Here is a 19,066-nt window from a genome sequence, read left to right on the forward strand (position 1 = left end):
ACATGAATGCACATGCGGATATCAGCCAGGACGTTTCGAAGCTTCGCCGGCCGCCGGCGCTGCTGAAGAATGTCGTGGCGATGATGGGGCTGGTTCAGACCATGCGGGACCGCAGCCCCGATGATGACCAGTTCGGCTGCTTCTACGGTTATTCCGGCTACGGCAAGACCGAGGCGACCCGCTTCGCTCAGATCAAGACGGGCGGCCCGCGCGTCGAGATTGGCGTCAGCTGGACCAAGAAGGATCTGATCTCGAACATCCTGTTCGAGCTCGGCGTGCTCAAGCCCAAGGGCACGCTCTCGGAGCTGACCCGGCAGGTGATCGAGCTCCTCTCGATGCCCGAGCACCCGCCGCTGTTCATCGACGAGGCCGATAAGCTGGTCGACCGCGGCATGATCGAGAACATCCGTGAGATCGCGGACAAATCCCAGGCGCCCATCATCCTGATCGGTGAGGAAGCCTTGCCGGACAAGCTGGCCAAGGTCGAACGCGTCTATGGCCGCGTCATCTCCTGGACCCCGGCGCAGCCCGTCGACCTCGAAGATTGCCGCAAGCTGGTCCAGCGCGCTTTTGGCGCGGCTCTGATCGACGACGAGGTGCTGGAAGCCATCCGGAAGGCCTCTGAGGGCCGTGCGCGCATCGTCGTCTCCAATCTCAATCTCTGCCGGCAGTTTATGGCCGCCCAAGGGCTCGCCAGCCTGACGGTGGCCGGGCCGGTGCCGGATTTCATCAACGGCAAGCACCCGCCGCGCGTGAAGAGGTTCGGCTGATGGCCAGCTCGATCCCTAATCCCGACCAAGGCCGCCTTGCCTACTGGCGGATCATGACCGGCCTGCAGAAACACTATGGCGAGTTCACCTCGCGCATCGTCGTCGATATCGCGGGCGTCGGCCACCGCAAGACGATCGAGAACTACCTCGCCTTCCTCTTGGCCGAGAACGTTGTCCGCGTCGTCTCGGCCGGCCAACGCGGAGCCACCGCCACGCACCGCTACAAGATCGTCAATCTGGGCGACGCTCCGCCTTTGCGCCGAGGCGATAGCACTCTCGGGCAGCGCCAGCAGGCGCTCTGGACCGCGATCCGCTCACTCGGGCAGTTCCGGTCGAGCGAGCTAGCTGACGCCGCTTCCACCGACACGCTCGTCATCGCTCGCGAAACGGCCTCGGGGTACGTCCAAGACCTCCTCCGCACCGGATATCTGGCAGTTGCGGGCCACGCTCCAGAGCGTCGGCAAACGCAGATCTACCGGCTTATCCGCAACAGCGGTCCGCGCGCGCCGATCGTGATGCGACCCGAGAAGGCCTGCTTCGATCTCAATTTGATGCGGGTCGTTAACCTTAACGAGCCGGCACTGATCGGGAGGGCGGCATGAACCGCGGCCCGATTTCCGGCTCGGCCGGCAAGCTCGACGCGCTGGCCAAGGCGCAGGCCGCCTGGGGGGAGAGTATCCCGCGCGAGGTCGCGGCGCTTGCAGCAGCGTGCAAGGCGCAGACCTCGCGCGCTGTCGCGAAGCGTCTCGGCTACTCGGACGCCACGATTAGTTACGTGCTCGCCAACAAGTATCCCGGCGATCTGCCCAAGCTCTTTGCCACAATCCGCGGCGCCCTGATCGGGGAGACGGTGCTCTGCCCGATCCTCGACGAGATCGGCCGCGACCGCTGCCTGGACGAACAGGCGCGCCCCTTCGTCGCGACGAACTCCACCCGCGCGCGCCTTTTCCACGCCTGCAAAACCTGCCCCAACCGCCAGCAGAAGGATGTCGCCTGATGGTTTCCTCCATCGTGAAATTGCTCGCGCTCGCGGCCGCCGTGCTCGGCCCTTTCATCGGCGGCTATGTCACCGCGCACACCATCGTCGTTGAGGCCAGCTGGTTCTTCGCGCTGGCTGGTAGCGGCATCGGCATCGCCGGCCTGCTCGTCTTCGCCTCGATCGACCGCGGCGAGCGACGCGCCCATGCCCGCGCCCGCAACCTGGTGCGGGGAGCGTGACGATGGTGGAGATCGTCTCTCTCGATCTGCGCGCCTGCGCCAAGCTGCTGCGCAGTCACGCCAAGCACGAGACCATGCTTTCGCCCGGCGCCTGCCGCCGGCTGGCCGGCCTGCTCTCGAAGGCAGCCCGCCGCGCAGATGAGCTAGAGGCCCGCGCCCGCGAGGCCGAGGAGCTCGACGACGAGCTGCACGCCATGGCGCAGGATCTCGCCGGCATCGGCGAGACGGGCTCGCGCTCTTATCAAGCGGCGTTGAAAGACCAGCAGCGCGTCATCCAGGCGCGGCTGGATGGCGATCCCGGCCCCGTTCGTGTCCCGCGTCGGGCCGGGATCGCCTCGCTCGCCACGCCGATCGGCGACAGTAACGTTGTCACCTTCCCGCTCGGCAGCGGAGAGCCGGCATGAACGCGCTCTCCCATCTCGCCGCCGGCGTTGCCCGCGAGATTGGCCCGGCGGACCTCGCCGGCCAGCTCGTGCTCGACCAGGTCATGGGCCAGCTCCAATGGCTGGTCTCCAGCGGACGCCTGCGCGTCACGGCGCCGATCGACCCGATCGCGGTCGCCGAGCGCGTCATCGCTTCGCCCGAGCGCGAGGCGGTGCGCGTCTCCACCCTCGAAATCACAGCCATGTCACTCGCGCTCCTCGCGCTGCATGGCGCCACCACCGAACCCAGCCAGAGGACCTAAGATGCAGACCGCCCAGCCTGAAACCATGCCCATCCTGTCTGCGGCCGCAGATATCGAGTTCGCGCCTAGCCGCCCCGTCCCGGCGCTCTCGACCGGCATCACCACCGTCGACGGCCAGCCCTATATGCGGGACGTCAAGGGGCACCTCGTCCCGCTCTCTCTGGTCAACGCTGAGGACAAGCTGGAAGACGAGACAGTGCGCAAGGTCATGGCCTTCGCCCTCGACCTCTCGGCGCAGATCGCCCGCTTCAAAGCGCACACCTTCGCCGACCTCAGTGGTTTTCAGGCGCTGCTCGATCAGGAGTACGGCGCCACGAAGGGCGGTGCCAAGGGCAACGTCACCTTCCAGACCCATGACGGGCTGATGAAGGTGCAGATCCAGATCGCCGATGTGATCGAGTTCGGTCCGCAGCTGCAGCAGGCCAAGTCACTCATCGACGAGTGCCTGGTCGAGTGGGGCGCGGACAGCCGCGCCGAGATCCGCGCCATCGTCACCCGCGTCTTCAACGTCGAGAAGGAAGGTCAGATCAACAAGGCCGAGCTGTTCTCGTTGATGCGGCTCGACATCGGGGACGATCGCTGGAAGCGGGCGATGGACGCTGTCCGCAGCGCCATCAAGCCCAACGGCACGAAGGAGTATGTCCGCTTCTACCAGCGCAAGAGCCCGCGGGACCGCTTCGAACCGGTCACCATCGACCTCGCGGCGGCGTGAGGCTCCCGATGGCTCTCCGCAAGCTCAAGCCGATCGAGGAGCGCGACCCTTACGCCGCGCTCGTGCTCGACGCCTTCGACCGCCTGTGCAAGTCGCCGGCCGACTTCCCAGCAGGTGCCCTGGTCCAGGTCGACACCTTCGATCATGCGAAGGGCGAGCTCGTTTTCAAGGCCCGCGTCGTCGGGCCGAGCTCGGAAAGCCATCTGCGCATCCGCGTCGATGACGGCCTGGTCTTCGCCGTGCCGGCGTCGGACTGCAAGCTGATCCCGGAGGAAGGTCGGTGAGCATGCGCGCGTTCACGCCGCCGGAGGAAAGGGCGCTGGTGAAGCTGCACGCCCTCACCGGCGAGACCTTCCTCGACATCACCCGCGACCGCCCGTCGATCTACGAGCGTCTGGCCGACAAGGGGCTGACCACGGTCATGCTCCACAAGCGCCAGAAGCGCGCCCGTCTCACGGCCACCGGTCGGTACTTCGCCACGCTCGTCGCAGCCAGAAAGGCTCCGTGATCATGGTCATCCTTCTCATCGCCGGCTGTGTCTGCCTTCTCCTGGGCTCCAGGCTCGTCAGCTATGGCCAAGAGGACAAGGACCGCTTCAGTCGCCGCATCGGCCTTCTGCTCGGCCTCTTCGGCGCCGCTGCTCTCGTCGCAGGCCTTACTATCACGCTTTCGGTGTCGAGCCCGAGGTCATGATGATGGCCCGCCCGATCCCGCCCGCACCATCCGATACTGCGCCGCTGATGGCGCTGCTGGCGAGGCACGATCTGGCGAAGCTCAACGCCGAGCGCGCGCGGCTGATCGCGGTCATCGAGACCGTGAAGCCCAGGCGCTCGACCATCCTTGAAACCCGCTTGAAGCAGCTAACCCGAAAGGCGGTCGAGCTGCAGGCCGCGATCGCGAGGGCGGAACGGTGACCCATCGCGATATGCTGGCGAAGATCCATATCGCCAAGAAAGACCTACGCCTCGAGGACGGCGAATACCGCGCGCTCCTCGTACGGGTCTCCGGCGTTAATAGCGCCAAGCTCCTATCCGATCGGCAGGCCGAGGCGGTCCTCGCCGCGATGCAGCGGCTCGGCTGGAAGCCGAAGGTCTCGACCAGGCCGGCGGCTAAGCGCGCCGAGATCCGCATGATCTACGCCCTGTGGGGCGCGCTGCATTCGGGTCCGCTCGACCGCGAGGCGCTGCGGAGCTGGGTCGAGACCCGCTTCAAGATTTCAGCGCCAGAATTCCTCAAGCCGCCGCAGGCGCGCGAGGCGATCGAGCAGCTCAAGGCCTGGCAGAAGCGACTGCGGGGGCAGGAATGACACGGCTGGGCTGGCCAGAACTGCCGGCGCTGCTCGCCGAGATCGCCGAGGTCGCCGGCATCGACGCGGCTCTGGCGATCGCCGAGGCAAAGGGCGGTCAGGAGGTGTTCGTCGTCGCACGGCTGACGCCGGACAACTGGCTCGTCCAAACTGTCGGAGCCGGAAAGGCTCAGCTTCTGAGTGATCATTTCTGCTCGGGCCGGTCGCGTCAGAAACTCACGATACCGCTTGGTCCCGCTGGGAGCTTCAATGCTTGGCGGCAGCGCACCGCGAGGGCGCTGGCGGAAGCCGCTTCGCGCGGCGCCTCGGCTAACCAAATGGCAGCTGCGGCCGGTGTCACCGAGCGCACTGCCAGACGCTTCCGTAAGAGGCAGCGCGAGCATAACAGCGGGCAGCTTAAGCTGTTTTGATTAGTGTCCTCCTCTCTACCGCTGACTAAAATGCGAGGAACCAACCTTAGGGGCCGAGCATTCTGATGGGCGACGAATTCCAGGAAATAGGCCACTGTGGCGGACGGTTTATACTTCGTATTCAAACCGGCGAAGATGGAATGAAGCAGTCATTCTGGCAGTTTGTCTTCACACGCCCTGTACCTGCTGAGATGGTGACATATTGGGTTCTGCTTACGGCAGGCCTCGCCGTGGCGCCGGGCCGGTTAGGCGGTGACGCGGATCCTCCCCCCATGGGCGGATGTACTTTAGTTATGATCGCGTCAGATAGCGAAGGAAGATTCGGTCACACCTGTCAGGCTTGCCGGGGATACTGGCGTAGCGGTGCGCTTCCGAATCTGTGCCCTTACTGCCGCCACCAAGACGGTCCGCAGTTCTTCTTGTCGGACGCTCAGCGTAAATATGTGAGGCGGTACTGCGAGCTGATCGTCAAGCTCGGAGAAGACAATCTCGATCGGGAGTTTCAGATCGATTTTGATGAAATCGCCGACGCTGTTGGACGAGAAGGCGAGAAGCCAGCGTTTTACGTCTCGGAAACCTCACAGCAGAACAAGTTCACATGCGACGCGTGTGGTGAGTTTAATGATGTTCTCGGCCAGTTTGCGTACTGCTCGTGTTGTGGAACACGAAACGATCTTGACGCTTTTCGTCAGCGAATCGCGAAGCTTCGCCAGCTAGTAACAGTCGAAAATTCTCACATTGTTGTAAGAGATGCGATATCGGCCTTCGACACTCTGGTGGGGCAGATTGGACGCGAGCTTCTCCGCTTGGTTCCGCTCTCCAGAAGGCGCGCTGAGCGGCTCCGAAGGGGGCGTTTCCACGATTTGGAGGCGACGCTTAGTGTATTGATGTGGTTCGATATTGATCTGACCGCCGATATGGCTGAGGGAGAGAAAGCCTTCTTGCGTCGTATGTTTCTGCGACGCCACGTCTATGAGCACAATGGCGGCGAGGTGGACCAAGTTTATCTTGAAGCTTCCGGAGATGACTCGGTACGACTAAAGCAGCACATTAGAGAGCGCGTGGAAGACCTTCATCGGCTGCTGAGCGGACTCAATAAAATGGCACAGGCCCTAGTTGCGGGCTTTCACGAGTTATTTCCTCCCCTGTCCGAACCGATTGATCGTCATGCTGAGCATTTGAAACGCATAAGCCGAGGCCAGCTGCCTGAGCCCAACATGGCGCGGGACTACCTCAAGTAGCCCTGACACACGTCAGGGGCCGCGCGGCCCTCAGAACTCGAGATTATCAGGACCACCTGTTCATCTCGAGGTCGGCCTGATCCCTCAAGCGGCCTCCTAACGGAGGCCTTCATGGTGGCCATTGTCGAGAAGCTCGGCCCGAAAGTCTTGCGTGCTCTCGCGCCGGGGGGGAAGCTCGCGATAATGGAGCCGGTCGGCCGTGCGCTACCGGCGGTCCTCGCCGAGTTTGAGATCAATACGCCTCGTCGGATTGAGCACTTTCTCCCCCAGGCGGCGCACGAGACGGACCGCTTTCGCACCTTAGAGGAGTATGGTGGGGCGGCCCATTTTGAACGCTATGATGGCCGTGCCGATCTCGGCAATATTAGGCCGGGCGACGGCGCTCTTTTTCATGGCCGCGGAGTATTTCAGCTCACCGGCCGGGCGAACTACCGACAATACGGCCCCATGCTCGGGCTCGACCTGGAGCGCAATCCCGAGATCGCGGCCGACCCAGTAATTTCGTTACGGATCGCCGGTCTCTACTGGCGTGAGCGCAAGATCAACCAAGCCGCGGACAACGACGACATCATCGGCGTCACGCGCCTCATCAACGGTGGCAAGAACGGCCTCGCCGATCGACGCGCTCTCTTGGCGATCGCCAAGCGCGAGGTGGCCGCGCTCGCAGCCGGCGACATCGCCAACGACAATGCCGATAACCCGGTGCTGCGCCGCGGCTCGGATAATGACGCCGTCGAGATCCTGCAGGCGCGTCTGCGCAAGTTCGGCTTGGCGCTCACTCTCGACGGCGACTTCGGCGCCGCAACCGAGCTTGCAGTCCGCACCTTCCAGCAGCGTGCTGGACTGAAGGACGACGGCATCGTCGGCCCGAAAACCTGGGCTGCCCTTTACGTCGCCGTGGCGGCCTGACCTGGCCGCATCCACGTCTGTCGCCGCGCGGGTGTCGTCACCGGCGCCGTGATCGAGCCATCGGGGCGCAAGCCCCGTCTTTGGGCATCTGCCCCCGCTTCTCGTGAAAGGTTGTCATGTACCCCAAAGTCTTCCTGGCGGCGGCATTCGCCATCGCCCTTGCCGCCCCCACCACAGCGGCCACCATCGACGCGTCGCCGCTCGTGCTCGGGATCAAGCCGTATCTCGAGACCACGCTGTCCGCTGTCGCCCTCGCGGCGATCGGCTTCCTCGGCAGGCTCGTTCAACGCGTCTTCGGCGTGCAGATGGAGAAAAGCCATCGCGACGCCCTGCACTCCGCACTGATGACCGCCGCGGGCTGGGGGCTGTCGATGGCCACCGACCTTGCCAGTCAGAAGCTGTCGAAGATCGAGGTCCAGTCCGCCGCCCTGGCTGAGGGGGTGAACTACGTCACGCGCGCCGTGCCCGATGCCGTGAAGTTCTTCGGCCTCGACGAAGCGCAGCTCCAGACCATGCTCCGCTCCAAGCTGGCTCAGATCCAGTTCGTCTCTTCGCCGCTGGTGGCTTTGCCGCCGGCAGTGCCCGCCGCCGCCTGATGCCTGGCCCGCTGCGGCGGCACCTGAGGACTTGCCGTGAACGACGTGATGGCCTTCCTGCAGCAATACGGAACCGTGCTCGTTCTGGCGAGCCAGGTGGCCGTTATCATGCTCGCCTCCAAGTTCGTCACTCGGGCGGACCATGAACACGCCGTTTCGACGCTCGATGCGAAATTCACGCTCGCGATCGACAAGATCGACAAGGCCGAGGACCGCATCGCCAAGCTCGAGGGCGAGTTCCGCCACCTTCCGGATCGGGACAGCGTGCACAGCATCAATGTCTCGCTGGAGCAGATGAAAGGCGAGCTGAAGGCGCTTGGCGCCCAGCTGCAGCCCGTCGCCAAGATCTCCGACCGGTTGCAGGAATTCTTGTTGGAGCAAGCCAAGCGATGAGCATGGATCTTCTCATCCGCACCGAGGCGCGCCTCATCGTGCTGCGCACCCTCGAGGAGCAACCGGACGGCCGGCTCAACAGCGAGCTACTGCGCGTCAATCTGGAAGCCTTCGGCATCACCAAGTCGCGTGACTGGGTTCATGACGAACTCAACTGGCTGCAGGAAATGGGCGCCGTTCGTGTCGTCGAGGCCGGCAGCGTCCGGGTCGCGACGCTGACCGCCAAGGGCAGCGACCATGTCAATCGCCGCGTCGTCATCGAGGGCGTCAAGCGGCCGTCGCGGGAGTTGTGACGATGGCCGGGACGAAGAACCGGCTGTCCTCTCTCGACCTGGTGCCCGAACACGCCCAGGACGATATCGTCTGGGCGATCGGCGAACTCAACCAGCGTCAGCGTACCCAGATCGAGATCCTGGCCGAACTCAACGAGCGGCTGGCCGCGAAGGATGTCGAGCCGATCTCCTGGCAGGCCTTCAATCGCAAAGCGCTGAAGCTGCGAGCGGTGCAGATCCGTCTCGACGAAGCCCGCTACATCTTCACCGGCATCGCCGACCAGTTCACGCCTGAGAAGGTCGACGACAACTCGATCGTCCTGGGCGAGTTCATCAAGATGCTCGTCTTCGAGCTGACCCAGACAGACGCAGCCCAGCGCTCGCCGAAGGAGGCGATGGAACTTGCGCGCGCCTACCATGACACGGTGAAGGGCCAGGCCATGTCCGCCGTTCGCAGGACCAAGCTCGAAGCGGAGTTCAAGGAAAAGGCCGAGGCCGCGATCGAGAAGGTCGGCGCGGTCAAGGGCATCTCGGCCGAGGCGAAGGAAGCTTTCAAGGCCATGCTGTTCGGCCAGTCCAATGGCTGAATCCGACGTCCTCAAAGCGGCTGGAGAGGCCCCCCGCAAGGGCGCGCCAGCAGCCGTCGCTGCCACCATGGCCATGACCGCTGCGGCCGCTGGCGTCACGGACCGTCCGACCCGCGATCAGTGGATCTCCGTCCGGTCGCAACAGGGCCGAGCCACAGCGGTCGGATGGCGCGAGACCGCGCCATTGCTCGCCTACCAAAGTGCGATCGCGGTCGCCTGCGAATGCTACGACGTCGTTGTCGTCGAGAAGTCGCGCCGCACCGGCGCCACCTGGGGCGCCGCCGCAGATGCTGTGCTGCGCTCGGCCAGCGCTCGCAACATCGGCGGCATGGATACGCTCTACATGGGCACCTCCCATGACATGGCGAAAGAGTTCATCGATGCGGCGGCCAACTGGGCGCGGCTGTTCGAGCACGTCTGCAGCGAAATCGGCGAGACCATCTTCGACGATGGTTCGGAGAACGGCGTCAAGGCACTGAAGATCGACTTCGCCTCGGGCTTCTCGATCGTGGCGCTCTCGTCGAAGCCGCGCAGCCTGCGCGGCCGCCAGGGCTTCGCCATCCTCGATGAGGCCGCCTTCGTCGACAACCTCGCCGAACTGATCAAGGCCGCCATGGCCTTCCTGATCTGGGGCGGCAAGGTGCTGATCATCTCGACGCATAACGGCGTCGACAACCCGTTCAACCAGTTGATCACCGACATCCGCGCCGGTCGGCTGCGCTATGGTCTCATCCGCTTCGACCTCGACGATGCGCTGAAGGATGGGCTGTTCGAGCGCATCTGCCTGATGAACGCCCACAAGCACGGCGAATGGACGCCGGCGAAGGAGGCGGACTGGCGAGAGGAGCTGATCGGAAAGTACGGCTCCGGCGCCGACGAGGAGCTTTACTGCGTCCCCTCGCAAGGCTCTGGCGCCTGGCTTTCCGGGCCGCTGATCGAGGCGCGCATGGTGGACGCGCCTGTCCTGCGTCTGTCGTTCCCGGACAGCTTCAACCTTGAGCCGGAGAACCGGCGCCGCGCCGAGGTGGACCGTTGGATCGAGGAGGAGCTGCGGCCGGTCATGCTGGCAACGCTCGACACCAATCTGATGACCGGCTTCGGCATGGACGTCGGTCGTCTGCGCGACCTCTCTGTGATGTGCCCGATGCAGATCACGCGACTCATGCGCCGCGTGGTGCCCTTCCTGGTCGAGCTGTCGAAGGTGCCCTTCCAGCAGCAGGAGCAGATCCGCGACGCGATCGTCCGCGGCCTGCCCCGCTTCATCGGCGGACGTACCGACGCCACCGGCATCGGCGCCAGCCTGGCCGAATCCGGAATGCAGAAATTCGGGCCGCAGATGGTCGAGGTGAAATTCTCGACCGAATGGTACCGGGTCGAGATGCCGCCGGTGAAGGCGGCGTTCGAAGACGACGTGATCGCGGTTCCACGCGACGCCGAGGTCGCGGCGGATCTGCGCGCCTTCAAGGTCATAAAGGGCATTGCCTGCCTGCCGGACCTGCGCGTTGCGAGCAGCGCCGGCGGCACGCGCCATGGCGACGCCGGCATGGCGATCGTGCTCGCCTATTCCGCCACCCGGAATCCGGTCGAGGCTTACGGATATCAGTCGGCGCGAGCCGGCGCGGACGAAGCCCGCCCTGGCAGGCGCAACATGCGGCCGGTCGACGAGGTTCGCGATGCGATGATGCCGGGCCGTCATGACGGCTTGTGGTGAGGGTAGCAATGGCTGACACATTCCGCCTGTTGGATGCCTACGGCGTTCCGCTCCAGATCCGGCGCTCGGCGCTGTCCCAGGAGCGGGCAGTGCCGGAACTCACCGGCATTCGCCACCAGTTCGACGAGATGGTGGCGCCGGGCCTCAATCCCGCCCGACTGGCTCGCACCCTCCGCGACGCGGCGCTCGGCGAGGACTACGATTTCCTGACCCTGGCCGAGGAGATCGAGGAGCGCGAGCCGCATTATCGCTACGTCCTGGAGACCAGGAAGAACGCAATCACCTCTCTGAATGCCCAGGTCGATCCGGCATCGGAGAGCGGACGTGATGTCGAGATCGCCGACTTCCTGCGAAACAATGTCGTCGAGACGCCGGCCTTCCAGACCTTGCCCGACATGCTCGTCGATGGCCTGTCCAAGGGCTATTCGATTGTCGAGACGGTTTGGGCGACGGGCTCGGCCTGGCTCCCGCAGCGCTACGTCTGGCGTGATCCGCGACTCTTCCAGTTCGATCGCGAGACCAGGACCAGGTTCCGGCTGCGCATCCAGGGCGAGCCGGACGGCGTCGCACTCGATCCGCTGAAGTTCATCGTCCATGTGCCTCTGCTGAAGATGGGCCTGCCGGCCCGCAACGGCCTGGCGCGAGTCGGCGCCTGGTCGTTCATGCTGAAGAGCTTCAGCATGCGCGACTGGGCCCAGTTCCTCGAAATCTACGGCATGCCTCTGCGCCTGGGGAAATATTCGCCCGGCAGCTCGAACGACGATCGCGCTGTCCTGCTCAACGCCGTGCGCAATCTCGGACGCGACGCGGCCGCGATCATTCCGATCGGCATGGAGATCGACTTCGTCGAGGCGAAGGGATTTTCCGACAAGCCGTTCGAGAGCAATGCCCGCTTCATCGACGAGCAGGTTTCCAAGCTCGTCATCGGCAAGCCGGGCGATGGAACCGCGTCGAGCAAGGCCGGCGAGGAAGTGCTCGACAAGGTTCGCGGCGATATCAGGAAGGCAGATGCCCGCGACCTTCATCTGACCTTGATGGAGCAGCTGATCCGGCCGATCGTCGACCTGAACTTCGGCCCGCAGAAAGCCTATCCGAAGGTTCATTTCCCGATCGCGGAGCGGAAGGATCTGCAGGTCTGGTCGGATGCGGTCGGCAAGTTCGTCGATCGCGGCCTCGCAGTCGAAGCCAGCCAGATCTATGACCAGCTCGGGCTGAAGGAGCCGGCCGCCGGCGCCACTCTTCTGAAGACGCCTGACAAGGGCGGGCCGCAGCCGAAGCCTGCGCAAGTCACTCCGGTCGAGAAGGCTGCGGCCGCCTCGGCATATCGCCTCGATCCACGCATCTGCCCGTCCTGTGGTCCCGCTCGCCTTGCGGCCGATAACCCGGAGCCGGACGAAGTCGACGAGCTCGTCAGCGAGGCGCTTGACGGCTGGCAGCCCGACCTCGGTCCGATCGTCGGCGCGATCCGCGCCGCAGCGGACGATGCCTCTTCATATGAGGAGTTCCAGGCCGCCCTCGCGCGCCTGGCGCCCGACCTTCCAGTCGATCGGCTGGCGCGCCGGCTCGGCATCGGCGCGATGATCGGTCGAGGCCGTGGTGATGCTGGACTGGAGTGAGACGGCACCCCGTCCGCCGGAAGGCCCCGCGCCGGGCCACAGGACGTTCAATTCCGGTTTCAAAAAAATCTGGCTCGCTCGGGAGCGGAAACAGCCCGCGGCCGTCCTGAGCCATTTGTGGGGCTCGCGCTTCAATGGCCGTTGAAGACCTCTTTTCCACCGCGCCCAAGCCGGTCGTGGAGTATTTCGACCGGCGGCCGTCGCGGCCTTCCTTCCGCTGGGACGAGGTCGCCCCGCGCGAGCATGCGCTCGCCTTCACCGTGGCCCGAACGGCCGGCTTCGACGTGCTAGAGGATATCCGTGCAGCAACGCGCAAGGCCGTCGTCGACCGCATTCCCTTTTCCCAGTTCCGCGACGAGCTCGTCCCGCTGCTGCGGCAGAAAGGATGGTGGGGCGAGAGACGCGTCACGGATCCGCGCACTGGTGAGGTCGCCAAGGTGCAGCTCGGTTCGCTGCGCCGGCTGGATCTCATCTACGACGCCAATATCCGCTCGGCCGAGGCTGCCGGCGACTGGTCGCGGATCCAGCGCGTCAAGGACGTGCTGCCCTATCTCGAGTATCGGACCTCGACCTCGGAGCGAAAGCGGCCGCTGCATCTGTCATGGGTCGGCACCACATTGCCGGTCGACGATGGCTGGTGGTCGACGCATTACCCGCCGAACGGCTGGCGCTGCAAATGCCGGGTGCGGTCGCGCTCGATGCCGCGCGAGGGCGCCCCGACGGAGCGTCCGCCGCTGAACCTGCGCTCCTGGACGAACGGCACCACGGGCGAAAGCCGCATGGTCCCGGCCGGCATCGATCCGGGCTGGGACAACAATCCCGGCAAGGTGCGGGAGAAGTTGGCGGGCAAGCGCCTGGCCGATCGTATCGACCAGATGGGCCGCGAGGCGCGGCGTGAGGCGGTCACGCGGCTGCGTCAGGATCCGGTGATGACCTACGTCACGGAGAACGGCGCCGGGTTCGTTCATCATCGCCGCCTCGATCCGGCCCAGGCGGGCGCCGGCCGCTTGCGCTGGCCAGTCGCCGTCCTGCCGGATCCGCTGGCGGCACAGATCGGTTCGACCAGCAGGGTAGTCGCCTTGTCGGTTGCCGACGCAGCGAAGATCCGCGTCAAGCATTCTGAAATCGGGCCAGGCTTCTGGGAGAGCCTGCAAGCCGGCATCGACGAGCCCGAGGCCGTGACGAGCGACGGAAAGCTGCGCCTGCTGATGCGCGTTGAGGGAAAGCCCTATGTCGCAGTCCTGAAACGAACCGCGGCCGACGAAATCCTCCTCAACAGCGTGCACCGCGTCGAGGAATGGCAGGCCGATCGGATGAAGGGGAAAGACGCGGCCGGCGGGGCATAACTCCCGCGCGTCACAGGGACGGAGGTACTGTCTCGACCGCACCCCCAATATAGGCCATCATCCCGTCGAAGCCAAATCATTGGCCCCTGACACGCGTCAGGGGCCTTTTGCGTTTCCGGGCTCGCCATGGTGCGGGCATGCACAAGCGCCTCGCCCTCTGCAGCTCTTTGCCCGCTGGCCTTATCGCCGGCGTCGCCGCCTTCGAGGTGGTGATGGCGGCCGCGCAGGTCGGGGGTGAGCTTCAGCCGCCCGAGTGGGTGCAGTTGACGCCGCGCGGCGACGTCATCGCCCGCGACGGGCGACCATTCCGTTTCGACCCCGAGCGCCTTGCCGCGGCCTTCTCGCAAGGCGGCCTGAAGCTGCCGATCGATTTCGAGCACGAGAGCGAGTTCACGATCACGCTCGGCGCCAAGCCGGCGCGCGCCTGGATCGTCGAAGTCGAGGCCCGCCCGCAAGGTCTGTTCGGTCGGGTCGACTGGCTGCCCGACGCCGTCGCGGCGCTGAAGGCCAAGGCCTACCGCTACATCTCGCCGACCTTCTACCGCGACGACGATGAAGTCACCGCCCGCCTGATCAAGGCGGCCGCGCTCGTCTCGGCGCCCGCGCTCGGCATGCCGGCGCTCGCTTCCGCCACCCATCACAACGGAGCCACCATGCTCAAGGACTTGCTCATCGCGCTCGGACTGCCCGAGACCGCGTCCGCCGGCGATGCCGTCTCGGCGATTGCGCTGCTCAAGGCGGGCGATCCCGCCAAGTTCGTGCCGAAGGCGCAGCACGATGCGACCGTCACGGCCTTGGCTACCGCCGAGAAGACGATCCAGGACGCTGCCGATGCTGCTCATGTCGCGCGCTGCGGCACGCTCGTCGACGATGCGGTCAAGGGCGGCAAGATCGCTCCGGCCGCGAAGGACCAGTACCTCGCGCTCGCCAAGTCCAACTTCGACGGCACCAAGGCGGCTATCGACGCCATGCCGGTGGTGCTGAAGGCGGGCACGGATGTGGCCGTCGCTCAGGCCGACCCCGACAAGGGCGCGGCTGGCACGCTTTCCGAGGCGGAGAGGGCGATGGCGAAGGCCACCGGCGTCTCCGAGGAGGCCTTCCTCGCCGCCCGCGCGGCCTGAAACCCTTCATCACCGATAGGAGCCGCCACCATGGCGCTGACGAAAGCCCGAGACACCCGCGAGCGAGGCCGCGACCTGCTTGTCCTGCCCGTCGCTGCGGCAACGACCATCTGGCAGGGCGGGCTCGTCGCTGTGAATGCGGCCGGCTACGCCGTGCCGGGGTCGGTGGCGACCACCCTGAAGGGGGCTGGCCGCGCCGAGGAGACGATCGACAACTCGGCCGGATCGGCCGGCGACAAATCGGTCACCGTCCATCGCGGCGTGTTCAGGTTCAAGAACCACGGCGCCGACGCCTGCGTCCAGGGCGACACCCTGGCCGATTGCTACATCGTTGACGACGAGACGGTCGCGAAGACGAACGGCGCCAACACGCGCTCCAAGGCCGGCAAGATCCTCGAAGTCGAGGCGACCGGCGTCTGGGTCGAATTCACCTGACATCGGCGGGGTGGCGCAGCGGCCGAGCGCCGGGCTCATAACCCGGAGATCGGCCGCCCCCTGCAACCAGAAACCTGATCGCGAGGACGGTCCATGATCATCAATTCCCCCAATTTGCGGATGCTGACGACCGGCTACCGCGCCAACTTCCAACTCGGCCTTGCCGCGGTCACCTCTTCGTGGGCGCGCTTTGCCACCGAGGTTCCCTCGACCACGTCGGACGAGCTCTACCCCTTCCTCAACCAGATCCCTGGCATGCGGAAGTGGATCGGCGAGCGCCAGCTGAAGAACGTCAGCACCGGGGAATATCGCCTGGTCAACGAGGACTGGGAGGACACCATCAAGGTGACCCGCAACGCGATCGAGGACGATCGCTACGGGATCTACTCGCCGCTGATGACCATGCTCGGCGACGCGGCTGCCCGCCAGCCGGACGAACTTGTCTTCCCGACCTTCGCCAGAGGCTTCAACACGAACTGCTTCGATGGCCAGTTCTTCTTCGACACCGACCACCCTGTGCTCGATGCCGACGGCTCGGCAACCTCGGTCTCGAACATGCAGGCCGGCGGCGGTCCGGGCTGGTATCTGCTCGATCTGACGAAGGCCGTGAAGCCCATCATCTTCCAGAACCGGCGGAAGCCCGTCTTCGCTGCCATGGACAATCCCGACGACGAGTCGGTGTTCATGCGGAAGGAGTTCGTCTACGGCGCCGACAGTCGCAACACCTCGGGTTTTGCCTTCTGGCAGACCGCTTTCGGCTCGAAGGCCGCGCTCGATGCCCCCAATTTCAAGGCTGCCTTCGACGCGATGTCGCTCTTCAAGAAGGACTATGGCGCGCCGCTGGCGATCACGCCCAACGTCCTCCTGGTTGGCCCGACCAACCGCAGCGCCGGCGAGACGATCGTCAAGAAGGCGAACCTGGCCGGCGGCGAATCCAACCTCGACTACGGCCGCGTAGAGCTCGTCGTCGCGCCCTGGCTCGGCTGATCGGCCGGGTTTGCGCCGAGCCCTCCGGCCGGAGGGCTTTGGCAAGCCCGTAGGAGATCGGCATGAAAGAGCCCAGCAAGTCCAAGGCAGCCGGCATGGCCGCCGCTGTCGCGAAGGAAATCGAAGGCATCCGCCAGAAGCCGGGTTCCGGCCTGGTCCTGGTGTCCGCGACCGCGAAGGAAGGCCGGCGCCGAGCCGACATCGAATTCAGCCAGGCCGGCACCGTGATCGATTTTGCCGAGATCACGCAGGAGCAGTGGGAGCTGATCCTCGACGATCCGCAGCTCACGCTTCGCCCGGCGAAGGAAGAGCGACCCGCCAAGGATCAGGACGAGCCGAGCGCCTGACGAAATTCCCCGAGAGGGCGGTCTGGTACGGCTCGCAAGGCCCCCAGCACCCGATGGGAGCCCGGCTAGCGGATGGCGATCCGCTCCGGTGCAGGGACGATAGTCCGCCGCCCGCCACGAACGCGGCCACCGTCGCCACGGTGGCCGCTCCTTTCATAGGGCCATCATGAGCTACGCCACCCGCGCGGACATCGAGGCGATCTACGGCGCGCGTCACCTTGAGACGCTGGTGCCCGCCGACGTCGACATGGACGTCGCCGTCGCCAACGCGATCGTGTCGGCGCAGGCGATGATCGACCCCTATCTCCGCAAGCGCTACGTCCTGCCGATCACGGTGCCGACGCCGGCGATCCTCAAGCAATGCGCGATCGATATCGCCTGCTGGCAGCTCGCGCCGGCGGCTGACCGCTTGTCCGAAGAGATCGAGAAACGGGCCAAGCTGCGCCTCGCGTTCCTGAAGGACGTCGCCCAGGGCAATGCCGAGATCGTCGAGCTCACGCCCGTTCCCGGATCGGGAGGCGGCGGGGATGTCACCTCGGGCGGTGGCGCGGCCTTCTCTGCCGAGCCGCGGCGTTGGTCGGGATCGGGCGAATGAGCACGCTCGCCATTGAGATCGATGTCGCCGGCTTCGCCCAGGTCGAGCAATTCCTCGCCCGGCTCAATCCGTTCGAGGCCGAGACGCTGCTGGAGGCGCTGGCCCGGCTCATCCGCGAGTCCACGCGCGAGCGCTTGATCGCCGGCGGCCCCGCCCCGGATGGTTCGGCCTGGCAGCCGAACCGGGAGGGCCGCACGCCGATCCTGCACAAGTCCGGCGCGCTTGCCCGCTCGATCGACTACGCCGTCAGCGGCATGCAGGCGATCATCGGCTCGGGCCTGGTCTATGCCCGCATTCATCAGGAAGGCGGCACGATCGTGCCGAAGAGCGCCTCCTCGCTCGTCTTCTCTGTCGGCAACCGGCTCTTCCGGGTGAAAAAGGTCACGATGCCGGCCAGGCCCTATATCGGGCTCTCCAGCGAAGACCGCAGTGAGCTGATCCATACGGCCGTTGCCTATCTGCGGAGGCTGTTCGGATGAGCCGCCTCTCCGAACTCCTGATCGCCGCCGGCGGCCAGTTGCGGGCACTGAGAGACGAGGCCAACAAGCCGGTCTTCACCGAGGTCAGGGCCGAGCTTGATCGGTTCGATCTGTCGGACCTGTTGAGCGACTCGACGCGCGCCCCCACCGCACGCGTCTGCTTCATGCGAGCCAAGCCGGTGGCCCGCAGTGATGCCGGCTACGACCTGGACGTCTCGGTCGCGATCGTCGTCGTCGCCGGACGGACGGGTCGGCCGAACCCGGACTTCTCCTCCGCGGATCTGCACGCGCTCCAGCTGCTCGACGCCTGCTCGCTCTCGATCATGCTCGATCCCTATGTCGGCCTCGGTCAGCTCCAGGCGGCCGAGCTCGGCGACCAGCTCGTCGCCGTCTCGGAGCAGTCGAACAAGCATGGCATCGCTATCGCGCTGATGGAGGTGAAGTGGCGGCTGCTCGACGTCGCGATCGGACGCCCCGTCATCCAGGCCGCGCTCGAAACCGGCCGCGTCCCGTCGCCGGCGACACAGGTCGCGATCAATGATGGCGAGCCGGAGCCGCCACCGCTGCCAGAGACGGCGCCATGAGCGGCGAGCGCGATCTCCGCAAGCGCCTGGCCGCGCTCGAGCGGCGGATGAACACCCTGATCATGGTGGGCACGGCCGAGGCCAATCAGGGCGGCAAGACGAAGGTCCGCTTCGATGACGCTGGCGCCGGCGGGCAGCCATTCAGCTCGCCCTACCTGCCGCAGGCATCGAGCTCGGGCAAGAACGGCCAGGGCGTCTCCAGCTTCAGCAAGATCGGCCAAGGCGAGCCGGTGCTCGTCTTCTCGCCCGGCGGCGAGCTCGGCCAGCATTCCCGCGTCATGCCGGCCGGCCCGGTCGAGGACCATCCCTCGCCAGGCACGGCGGAGGCGAACGGCCATGTCCTGACGATCGGCAACGCCACGGTCGCGGTGAAGGACGGCGAGGCGAAGATCTCGGTCGGCGGCAGCAGCATCACGATCACGGAAGGCCAGATCGAGCTGAAAACGGCCGCCATCAAGCTGGTGCAAGGCTGATGCCGGGGATCACGGTCAAGGCCCTCGATGCCGCCGGCGGCGCCCAGCTCGCCGGCGGGCAGTCTTTCGTCACGGTCGGCGGCCAGCTCGTCGTCGTGCTCGGCGATCCCATCACGCCGCACGGCCCGCCACCGCACTCGCCCCTGCCGGTCATGGCCGAGGGCTGCGACTGGCTGACGATCAACGGCATCCCGGTTTGCCGCGAGGGCCATGCGGCCAGTTGCGGCCATGCCACCACCGGCCGGCCCTGGGTCCAGGTCATCGGCTGAATTC

31 protein-coding genes are annotated in these 19,066 nt (G+C 65.7%); all 31 read left to right on the plus strand.

The features are described from left to right. The first annotated feature begins 2 nt into the window (after positions 1–2). A complete protein-coding gene (locus EV560_RS04500; RefSeq protein ID WP_131854369.1) occupies positions 3–770 on the plus strand; it encodes an AAA family ATPase in 768 nt (255 codons plus the stop codon). Continuing rightward, entirely contained in the window at positions 770–1,372 is a 603-nt protein-coding gene (locus EV560_RS04505; RefSeq protein ID WP_131854371.1) for a hypothetical protein, read from the plus strand. The genes EV560_RS04500 and EV560_RS04505 overlap by 1 nt, the downstream gene beginning before the upstream one ends. Then, on the plus strand, positions 1,369–1,767 hold the full coding sequence (locus EV560_RS04510) for a transcriptional regulator (RefSeq protein ID WP_131854373.1): 399 nt from the start codon (positions 1,369–1,371) through the stop codon (positions 1,765–1,767). Before EV560_RS04505 ends, EV560_RS04510 begins: the two co-directional genes overlap by 4 nt. Further along, a complete protein-coding gene (locus EV560_RS04515; protein WP_131854375.1) occupies positions 1,767–1,988 on the plus strand; it encodes a hypothetical protein in 222 nt (73 codons plus the stop codon). Before EV560_RS04510 ends, EV560_RS04515 begins: the two co-directional genes overlap by 1 nt. Positions 1,989–1,990: 2 nt before the next feature. Next, positions 1,991–2,392 (plus strand): hypothetical protein, encoded by a 402-nt coding sequence (locus EV560_RS04520; protein WP_131854377.1) that lies wholly within the window; start codon positions 1,991–1,993, stop codon positions 2,390–2,392. Beyond that, positions 2,389–2,673, plus strand: a complete 285-nt coding sequence (locus EV560_RS04525) for a hypothetical protein (protein ID WP_131854379.1) — start codon at positions 2,389–2,391, stop codon at positions 2,671–2,673. The genes EV560_RS04520 and EV560_RS04525 overlap by 4 nt, the downstream gene beginning before the upstream one ends. Position 2,674: 1 nt before the next feature. After that, complete coding sequence (locus tag EV560_RS04530; protein WP_465246971.1) at positions 2,675–3,385, plus strand: DUF3164 family protein; 711 nt, start codon at positions 2,675–2,677, stop codon at positions 3,383–3,385. 8 nt (positions 3,386–3,393) lie between these two features. Then, positions 3,394–3,669: a hypothetical protein gene (locus EV560_RS04535; protein WP_131854381.1), complete on the plus strand. Its 276-nt coding sequence runs from the start codon at positions 3,394–3,396 to the stop codon at positions 3,667–3,669. Next, positions 3,666–3,893, plus strand: coding sequence for a hypothetical protein (locus EV560_RS04540; protein ID WP_131854383.1), 228 nt, complete (start codon positions 3,666–3,668; stop codon positions 3,891–3,893). Before EV560_RS04535 ends, EV560_RS04540 begins: the two co-directional genes overlap by 4 nt. Positions 3,894–3,895: 2 nt before the next feature. Further along, the gene (locus EV560_RS35680) at positions 3,896–4,078 is read left to right on the plus strand and encodes a hypothetical protein (protein ID WP_207907940.1); all 183 of its coding nucleotides are present in this window, start codon (positions 3,896–3,898) and stop codon (positions 4,076–4,078) included. After that, positions 4,075–4,299 carry a hypothetical protein gene (locus EV560_RS04545; protein WP_131854385.1) on the plus strand — a complete coding sequence of 75 codons (225 nt, stop codon included), beginning with the start codon at positions 4,075–4,077 and terminating at the stop codon, positions 4,297–4,299. Before EV560_RS35680 ends, EV560_RS04545 begins: the two co-directional genes overlap by 4 nt. Further along, positions 4,296–4,691 carry a regulatory protein GemA gene (locus EV560_RS04550; protein ID WP_131854387.1) on the plus strand — a complete coding sequence of 132 codons (396 nt, stop codon included), beginning with the start codon at positions 4,296–4,298 and terminating at the stop codon, positions 4,689–4,691. The genes EV560_RS04545 and EV560_RS04550 overlap by 4 nt, the downstream gene beginning before the upstream one ends. Beyond that, a complete protein-coding gene (locus tag EV560_RS04555) occupies positions 4,688–5,101 on the plus strand; it encodes a helix-turn-helix domain-containing protein (protein ID WP_131854389.1) in 414 nt (137 codons plus the stop codon). Before EV560_RS04550 ends, EV560_RS04555 begins: the two co-directional genes overlap by 4 nt. Positions 5,102–5,166: 65 nt before the next feature. Beyond that, positions 5,167–6,342: a hypothetical protein gene (locus EV560_RS04560; RefSeq protein WP_131854391.1), complete on the plus strand. Its 1,176-nt coding sequence runs from the start codon at positions 5,167–5,169 to the stop codon at positions 6,340–6,342. Positions 6,343–6,453: 111 nt separating this feature from the next. Next, positions 6,454–7,251 carry a peptidoglycan-binding protein gene (locus tag EV560_RS36160; RefSeq protein ID WP_131854393.1) on the plus strand — a complete coding sequence of 266 codons (798 nt, stop codon included), beginning with the start codon at positions 6,454–6,456 and terminating at the stop codon, positions 7,249–7,251. Between the two features lie 116 nt (positions 7,252–7,367). Then, positions 7,368–7,847, plus strand: a complete 480-nt coding sequence (locus EV560_RS04570) for a hypothetical protein (protein ID WP_131854395.1) — start codon at positions 7,368–7,370, stop codon at positions 7,845–7,847. Between the two features lie 48 nt (positions 7,848–7,895). Next, positions 7,896–8,240, plus strand: a complete 345-nt coding sequence (locus tag EV560_RS04575) for a DUF2730 family protein (RefSeq protein ID WP_131854397.1) — start codon at positions 7,896–7,898, stop codon at positions 8,238–8,240. Further along, entirely contained in the window at positions 8,237–8,533 is a 297-nt protein-coding gene (locus EV560_RS04580) for a VpaChn25_0724 family phage protein (RefSeq protein ID WP_131854399.1), read from the plus strand. Before EV560_RS04575 ends, EV560_RS04580 begins: the two co-directional genes overlap by 4 nt. 2 nt (positions 8,534–8,535) lie before the next feature. Then, complete coding sequence (locus tag EV560_RS04585) at positions 8,536–9,099, plus strand: phage protein Gp27 family protein (RefSeq protein ID WP_131854401.1); 564 nt, start codon at positions 8,536–8,538, stop codon at positions 9,097–9,099. 184 nt (positions 9,100–9,283) lie between these two features. Next, complete coding sequence (locus EV560_RS04590; protein WP_131854404.1) at positions 9,284–10,810, plus strand: hypothetical protein; 1,527 nt, start codon at positions 9,284–9,286, stop codon at positions 10,808–10,810. 8 nt (positions 10,811–10,818) lie between these two features. Next, entirely contained in the window at positions 10,819–12,426 is a 1,608-nt protein-coding gene (locus EV560_RS04595; protein WP_131854406.1) for a DUF935 domain-containing protein, read from the plus strand. A gap of 134 nt (positions 12,427–12,560) precedes the next feature. Then, a complete protein-coding gene (locus tag EV560_RS04600; protein ID WP_131854408.1) occupies positions 12,561–13,772 on the plus strand; it encodes a phage head morphogenesis protein in 1,212 nt (403 codons plus the stop codon). A 137-nt stretch (positions 13,773–13,909) separates the two neighbouring features. Then, positions 13,910–14,893 carry a phage protease gene (locus EV560_RS04605; RefSeq protein WP_131854410.1) on the plus strand — a complete coding sequence of 328 codons (984 nt, stop codon included), beginning with the start codon at positions 13,910–13,912 and terminating at the stop codon, positions 14,891–14,893. A 30-nt stretch (positions 14,894–14,923) separates the two neighbouring features. Continuing rightward, entirely contained in the window at positions 14,924–15,328 is a 405-nt protein-coding gene (locus EV560_RS04610) for a hypothetical protein (RefSeq protein WP_131854412.1), read from the plus strand. Positions 15,329–15,421: 93 nt separating this feature from the next. Beyond that, entirely contained in the window at positions 15,422–16,315 is an 894-nt protein-coding gene (locus tag EV560_RS04620; RefSeq protein ID WP_131854414.1) for a Mu-like prophage major head subunit gpT family protein, read from the plus strand. A gap of 62 nt (positions 16,316–16,377) precedes the next feature. Beyond that, positions 16,378–16,662, plus strand: a complete 285-nt coding sequence (locus EV560_RS04625; RefSeq protein ID WP_131854416.1) for a hypothetical protein — start codon at positions 16,378–16,380, stop codon at positions 16,660–16,662. 166 nt (positions 16,663–16,828) lie between these two features. Then, positions 16,829–17,257, plus strand: coding sequence for a DUF1320 domain-containing protein (locus tag EV560_RS04630; RefSeq protein WP_131854418.1), 429 nt, complete (start codon positions 16,829–16,831; stop codon positions 17,255–17,257). Beyond that, positions 17,254–17,736, plus strand: a complete 483-nt coding sequence (locus tag EV560_RS04635) for a phage virion morphogenesis protein (protein ID WP_131854419.1) — start codon at positions 17,254–17,256, stop codon at positions 17,734–17,736. The genes EV560_RS04630 and EV560_RS04635 overlap by 4 nt, the downstream gene beginning before the upstream one ends. Further along, positions 17,733–18,320, plus strand: a complete 588-nt coding sequence (locus tag EV560_RS04640) for a hypothetical protein (RefSeq protein WP_131854421.1) — start codon at positions 17,733–17,735, stop codon at positions 18,318–18,320. Before EV560_RS04635 ends, EV560_RS04640 begins: the two co-directional genes overlap by 4 nt. Continuing rightward, positions 18,317–18,793: a hypothetical protein gene (locus EV560_RS04645; protein WP_131854423.1), complete on the plus strand. Its 477-nt coding sequence runs from the start codon at positions 18,317–18,319 to the stop codon at positions 18,791–18,793. The genes EV560_RS04640 and EV560_RS04645 overlap by 4 nt, the downstream gene beginning before the upstream one ends. Further along, on the plus strand, positions 18,793–19,062 hold the full coding sequence (locus EV560_RS04650) for a PAAR domain-containing protein (protein WP_131854424.1): 270 nt from the start codon (positions 18,793–18,795) through the stop codon (positions 19,060–19,062). Before EV560_RS04645 ends, EV560_RS04650 begins: the two co-directional genes overlap by 1 nt. The last annotated feature ends 4 nt before the right edge of the window (positions 19,063–19,066 follow it).

Source organism: Allobosea sp. BK604, from assembly GCF_004341515.1.
Taxonomy (GTDB): domain Bacteria; phylum Pseudomonadota; class Alphaproteobacteria; order Rhizobiales; family Beijerinckiaceae; genus Allobosea.

What these genes read in the sequence shown, in the direction of transcription:
- EV560_RS04535 (WP_131854381.1), top strand. Translation starts at nt 3,394, where the DNA reads ATGGCTCTCCGCAAGCTCAAGCCGATCGAGGAGCGCGACCCTTACGCC.
- EV560_RS04530 (WP_465246971.1), top strand. Translation starts at nt 2,675, where the DNA reads ATGCAGACCGCCCAGCCTGAAACCATGCCCATCCTGTCTGCGGCCGCA.
- EV560_RS04570 (WP_131854395.1), top strand. Translation starts at nt 7,368, where the DNA reads ATGTACCCCAAAGTCTTCCTGGCGGCGGCATTCGCCATCGCCCTTGCC.
- EV560_RS04600 (WP_131854408.1), top strand. Translation starts at nt 12,561, where the DNA reads ATGGCCGTTGAAGACCTCTTTTCCACCGCGCCCAAGCCGGTCGTGGAG.
- EV560_RS04605 (WP_131854410.1), top strand. Translation starts at nt 13,910, where the DNA reads ATGCACAAGCGCCTCGCCCTCTGCAGCTCTTTGCCCGCTGGCCTTATC.
- EV560_RS04610 (WP_131854412.1), top strand. Translation starts at nt 14,924, where the DNA reads ATGGCGCTGACGAAAGCCCGAGACACCCGCGAGCGAGGCCGCGACCTG.
- EV560_RS04640 (WP_131854421.1), top strand. Translation starts at nt 17,733, where the DNA reads ATGAGCCGCCTCTCCGAACTCCTGATCGCCGCCGGCGGCCAGTTGCGG.
- EV560_RS35680 (WP_207907940.1), top strand. Translation starts at nt 3,896, where the DNA reads ATGGTCATCCTTCTCATCGCCGGCTGTGTCTGCCTTCTCCTGGGCTCC.
- EV560_RS04525 (WP_131854379.1), top strand. Translation starts at nt 2,389, where the DNA reads ATGAACGCGCTCTCCCATCTCGCCGCCGGCGTTGCCCGCGAGATTGGC.
- EV560_RS04560 (WP_131854391.1), top strand. Translation starts at nt 5,167, where the DNA reads ATGGGCGACGAATTCCAGGAAATAGGCCACTGTGGCGGACGGTTTATA.
- EV560_RS04555 (WP_131854389.1), top strand. Translation starts at nt 4,688, where the DNA reads ATGACACGGCTGGGCTGGCCAGAACTGCCGGCGCTGCTCGCCGAGATC.
- EV560_RS36160 (WP_131854393.1), top strand. Translation starts at nt 6,454, where the DNA reads ATGGTGGCCATTGTCGAGAAGCTCGGCCCGAAAGTCTTGCGTGCTCTC.
- EV560_RS04515 (WP_131854375.1), top strand. Translation starts at nt 1,767, where the DNA reads ATGGTTTCCTCCATCGTGAAATTGCTCGCGCTCGCGGCCGCCGTGCTC.
- EV560_RS04620 (WP_131854414.1), top strand. Translation starts at nt 15,422, where the DNA reads ATGATCATCAATTCCCCCAATTTGCGGATGCTGACGACCGGCTACCGC.
- EV560_RS04585 (WP_131854401.1), top strand. Translation starts at nt 8,536, where the DNA reads ATGGCCGGGACGAAGAACCGGCTGTCCTCTCTCGACCTGGTGCCCGAA.
- EV560_RS04630 (WP_131854418.1), top strand. Translation starts at nt 16,829, where the DNA reads ATGAGCTACGCCACCCGCGCGGACATCGAGGCGATCTACGGCGCGCGT.
- EV560_RS04580 (WP_131854399.1), top strand. Translation starts at nt 8,237, where the DNA reads ATGAGCATGGATCTTCTCATCCGCACCGAGGCGCGCCTCATCGTGCTG.
- EV560_RS04645 (WP_131854423.1), top strand. Translation starts at nt 18,317, where the DNA reads ATGAGCGGCGAGCGCGATCTCCGCAAGCGCCTGGCCGCGCTCGAGCGG.
- EV560_RS04500 (WP_131854369.1), top strand. Translation starts at nt 3, where the DNA reads ATGAATGCACATGCGGATATCAGCCAGGACGTTTCGAAGCTTCGCCGG.
- EV560_RS04595 (WP_131854406.1), top strand. Translation starts at nt 10,819, where the DNA reads ATGGCTGACACATTCCGCCTGTTGGATGCCTACGGCGTTCCGCTCCAG.
- EV560_RS04505 (WP_131854371.1), top strand. Translation starts at nt 770, where the DNA reads ATGGCCAGCTCGATCCCTAATCCCGACCAAGGCCGCCTTGCCTACTGG.
- EV560_RS04625 (WP_131854416.1), top strand. Translation starts at nt 16,378, where the DNA reads ATGAAAGAGCCCAGCAAGTCCAAGGCAGCCGGCATGGCCGCCGCTGTC.
- EV560_RS04650 (WP_131854424.1), top strand. Translation starts at nt 18,793, where the DNA reads ATGCCGGGGATCACGGTCAAGGCCCTCGATGCCGCCGGCGGCGCCCAG.
- EV560_RS04575 (WP_131854397.1), top strand. Translation starts at nt 7,896, where the DNA reads ATGGCCTTCCTGCAGCAATACGGAACCGTGCTCGTTCTGGCGAGCCAG.
- EV560_RS04510 (WP_131854373.1), top strand. Translation starts at nt 1,369, where the DNA reads ATGAACCGCGGCCCGATTTCCGGCTCGGCCGGCAAGCTCGACGCGCTG.
- EV560_RS04520 (WP_131854377.1), top strand. Translation starts at nt 1,991, where the DNA reads ATGGTGGAGATCGTCTCTCTCGATCTGCGCGCCTGCGCCAAGCTGCTG.
- EV560_RS04635 (WP_131854419.1), top strand. Translation starts at nt 17,254, where the DNA reads ATGAGCACGCTCGCCATTGAGATCGATGTCGCCGGCTTCGCCCAGGTC.
- EV560_RS04545 (WP_131854385.1), top strand. Translation starts at nt 4,075, where the DNA reads ATGATGATGGCCCGCCCGATCCCGCCCGCACCATCCGATACTGCGCCG.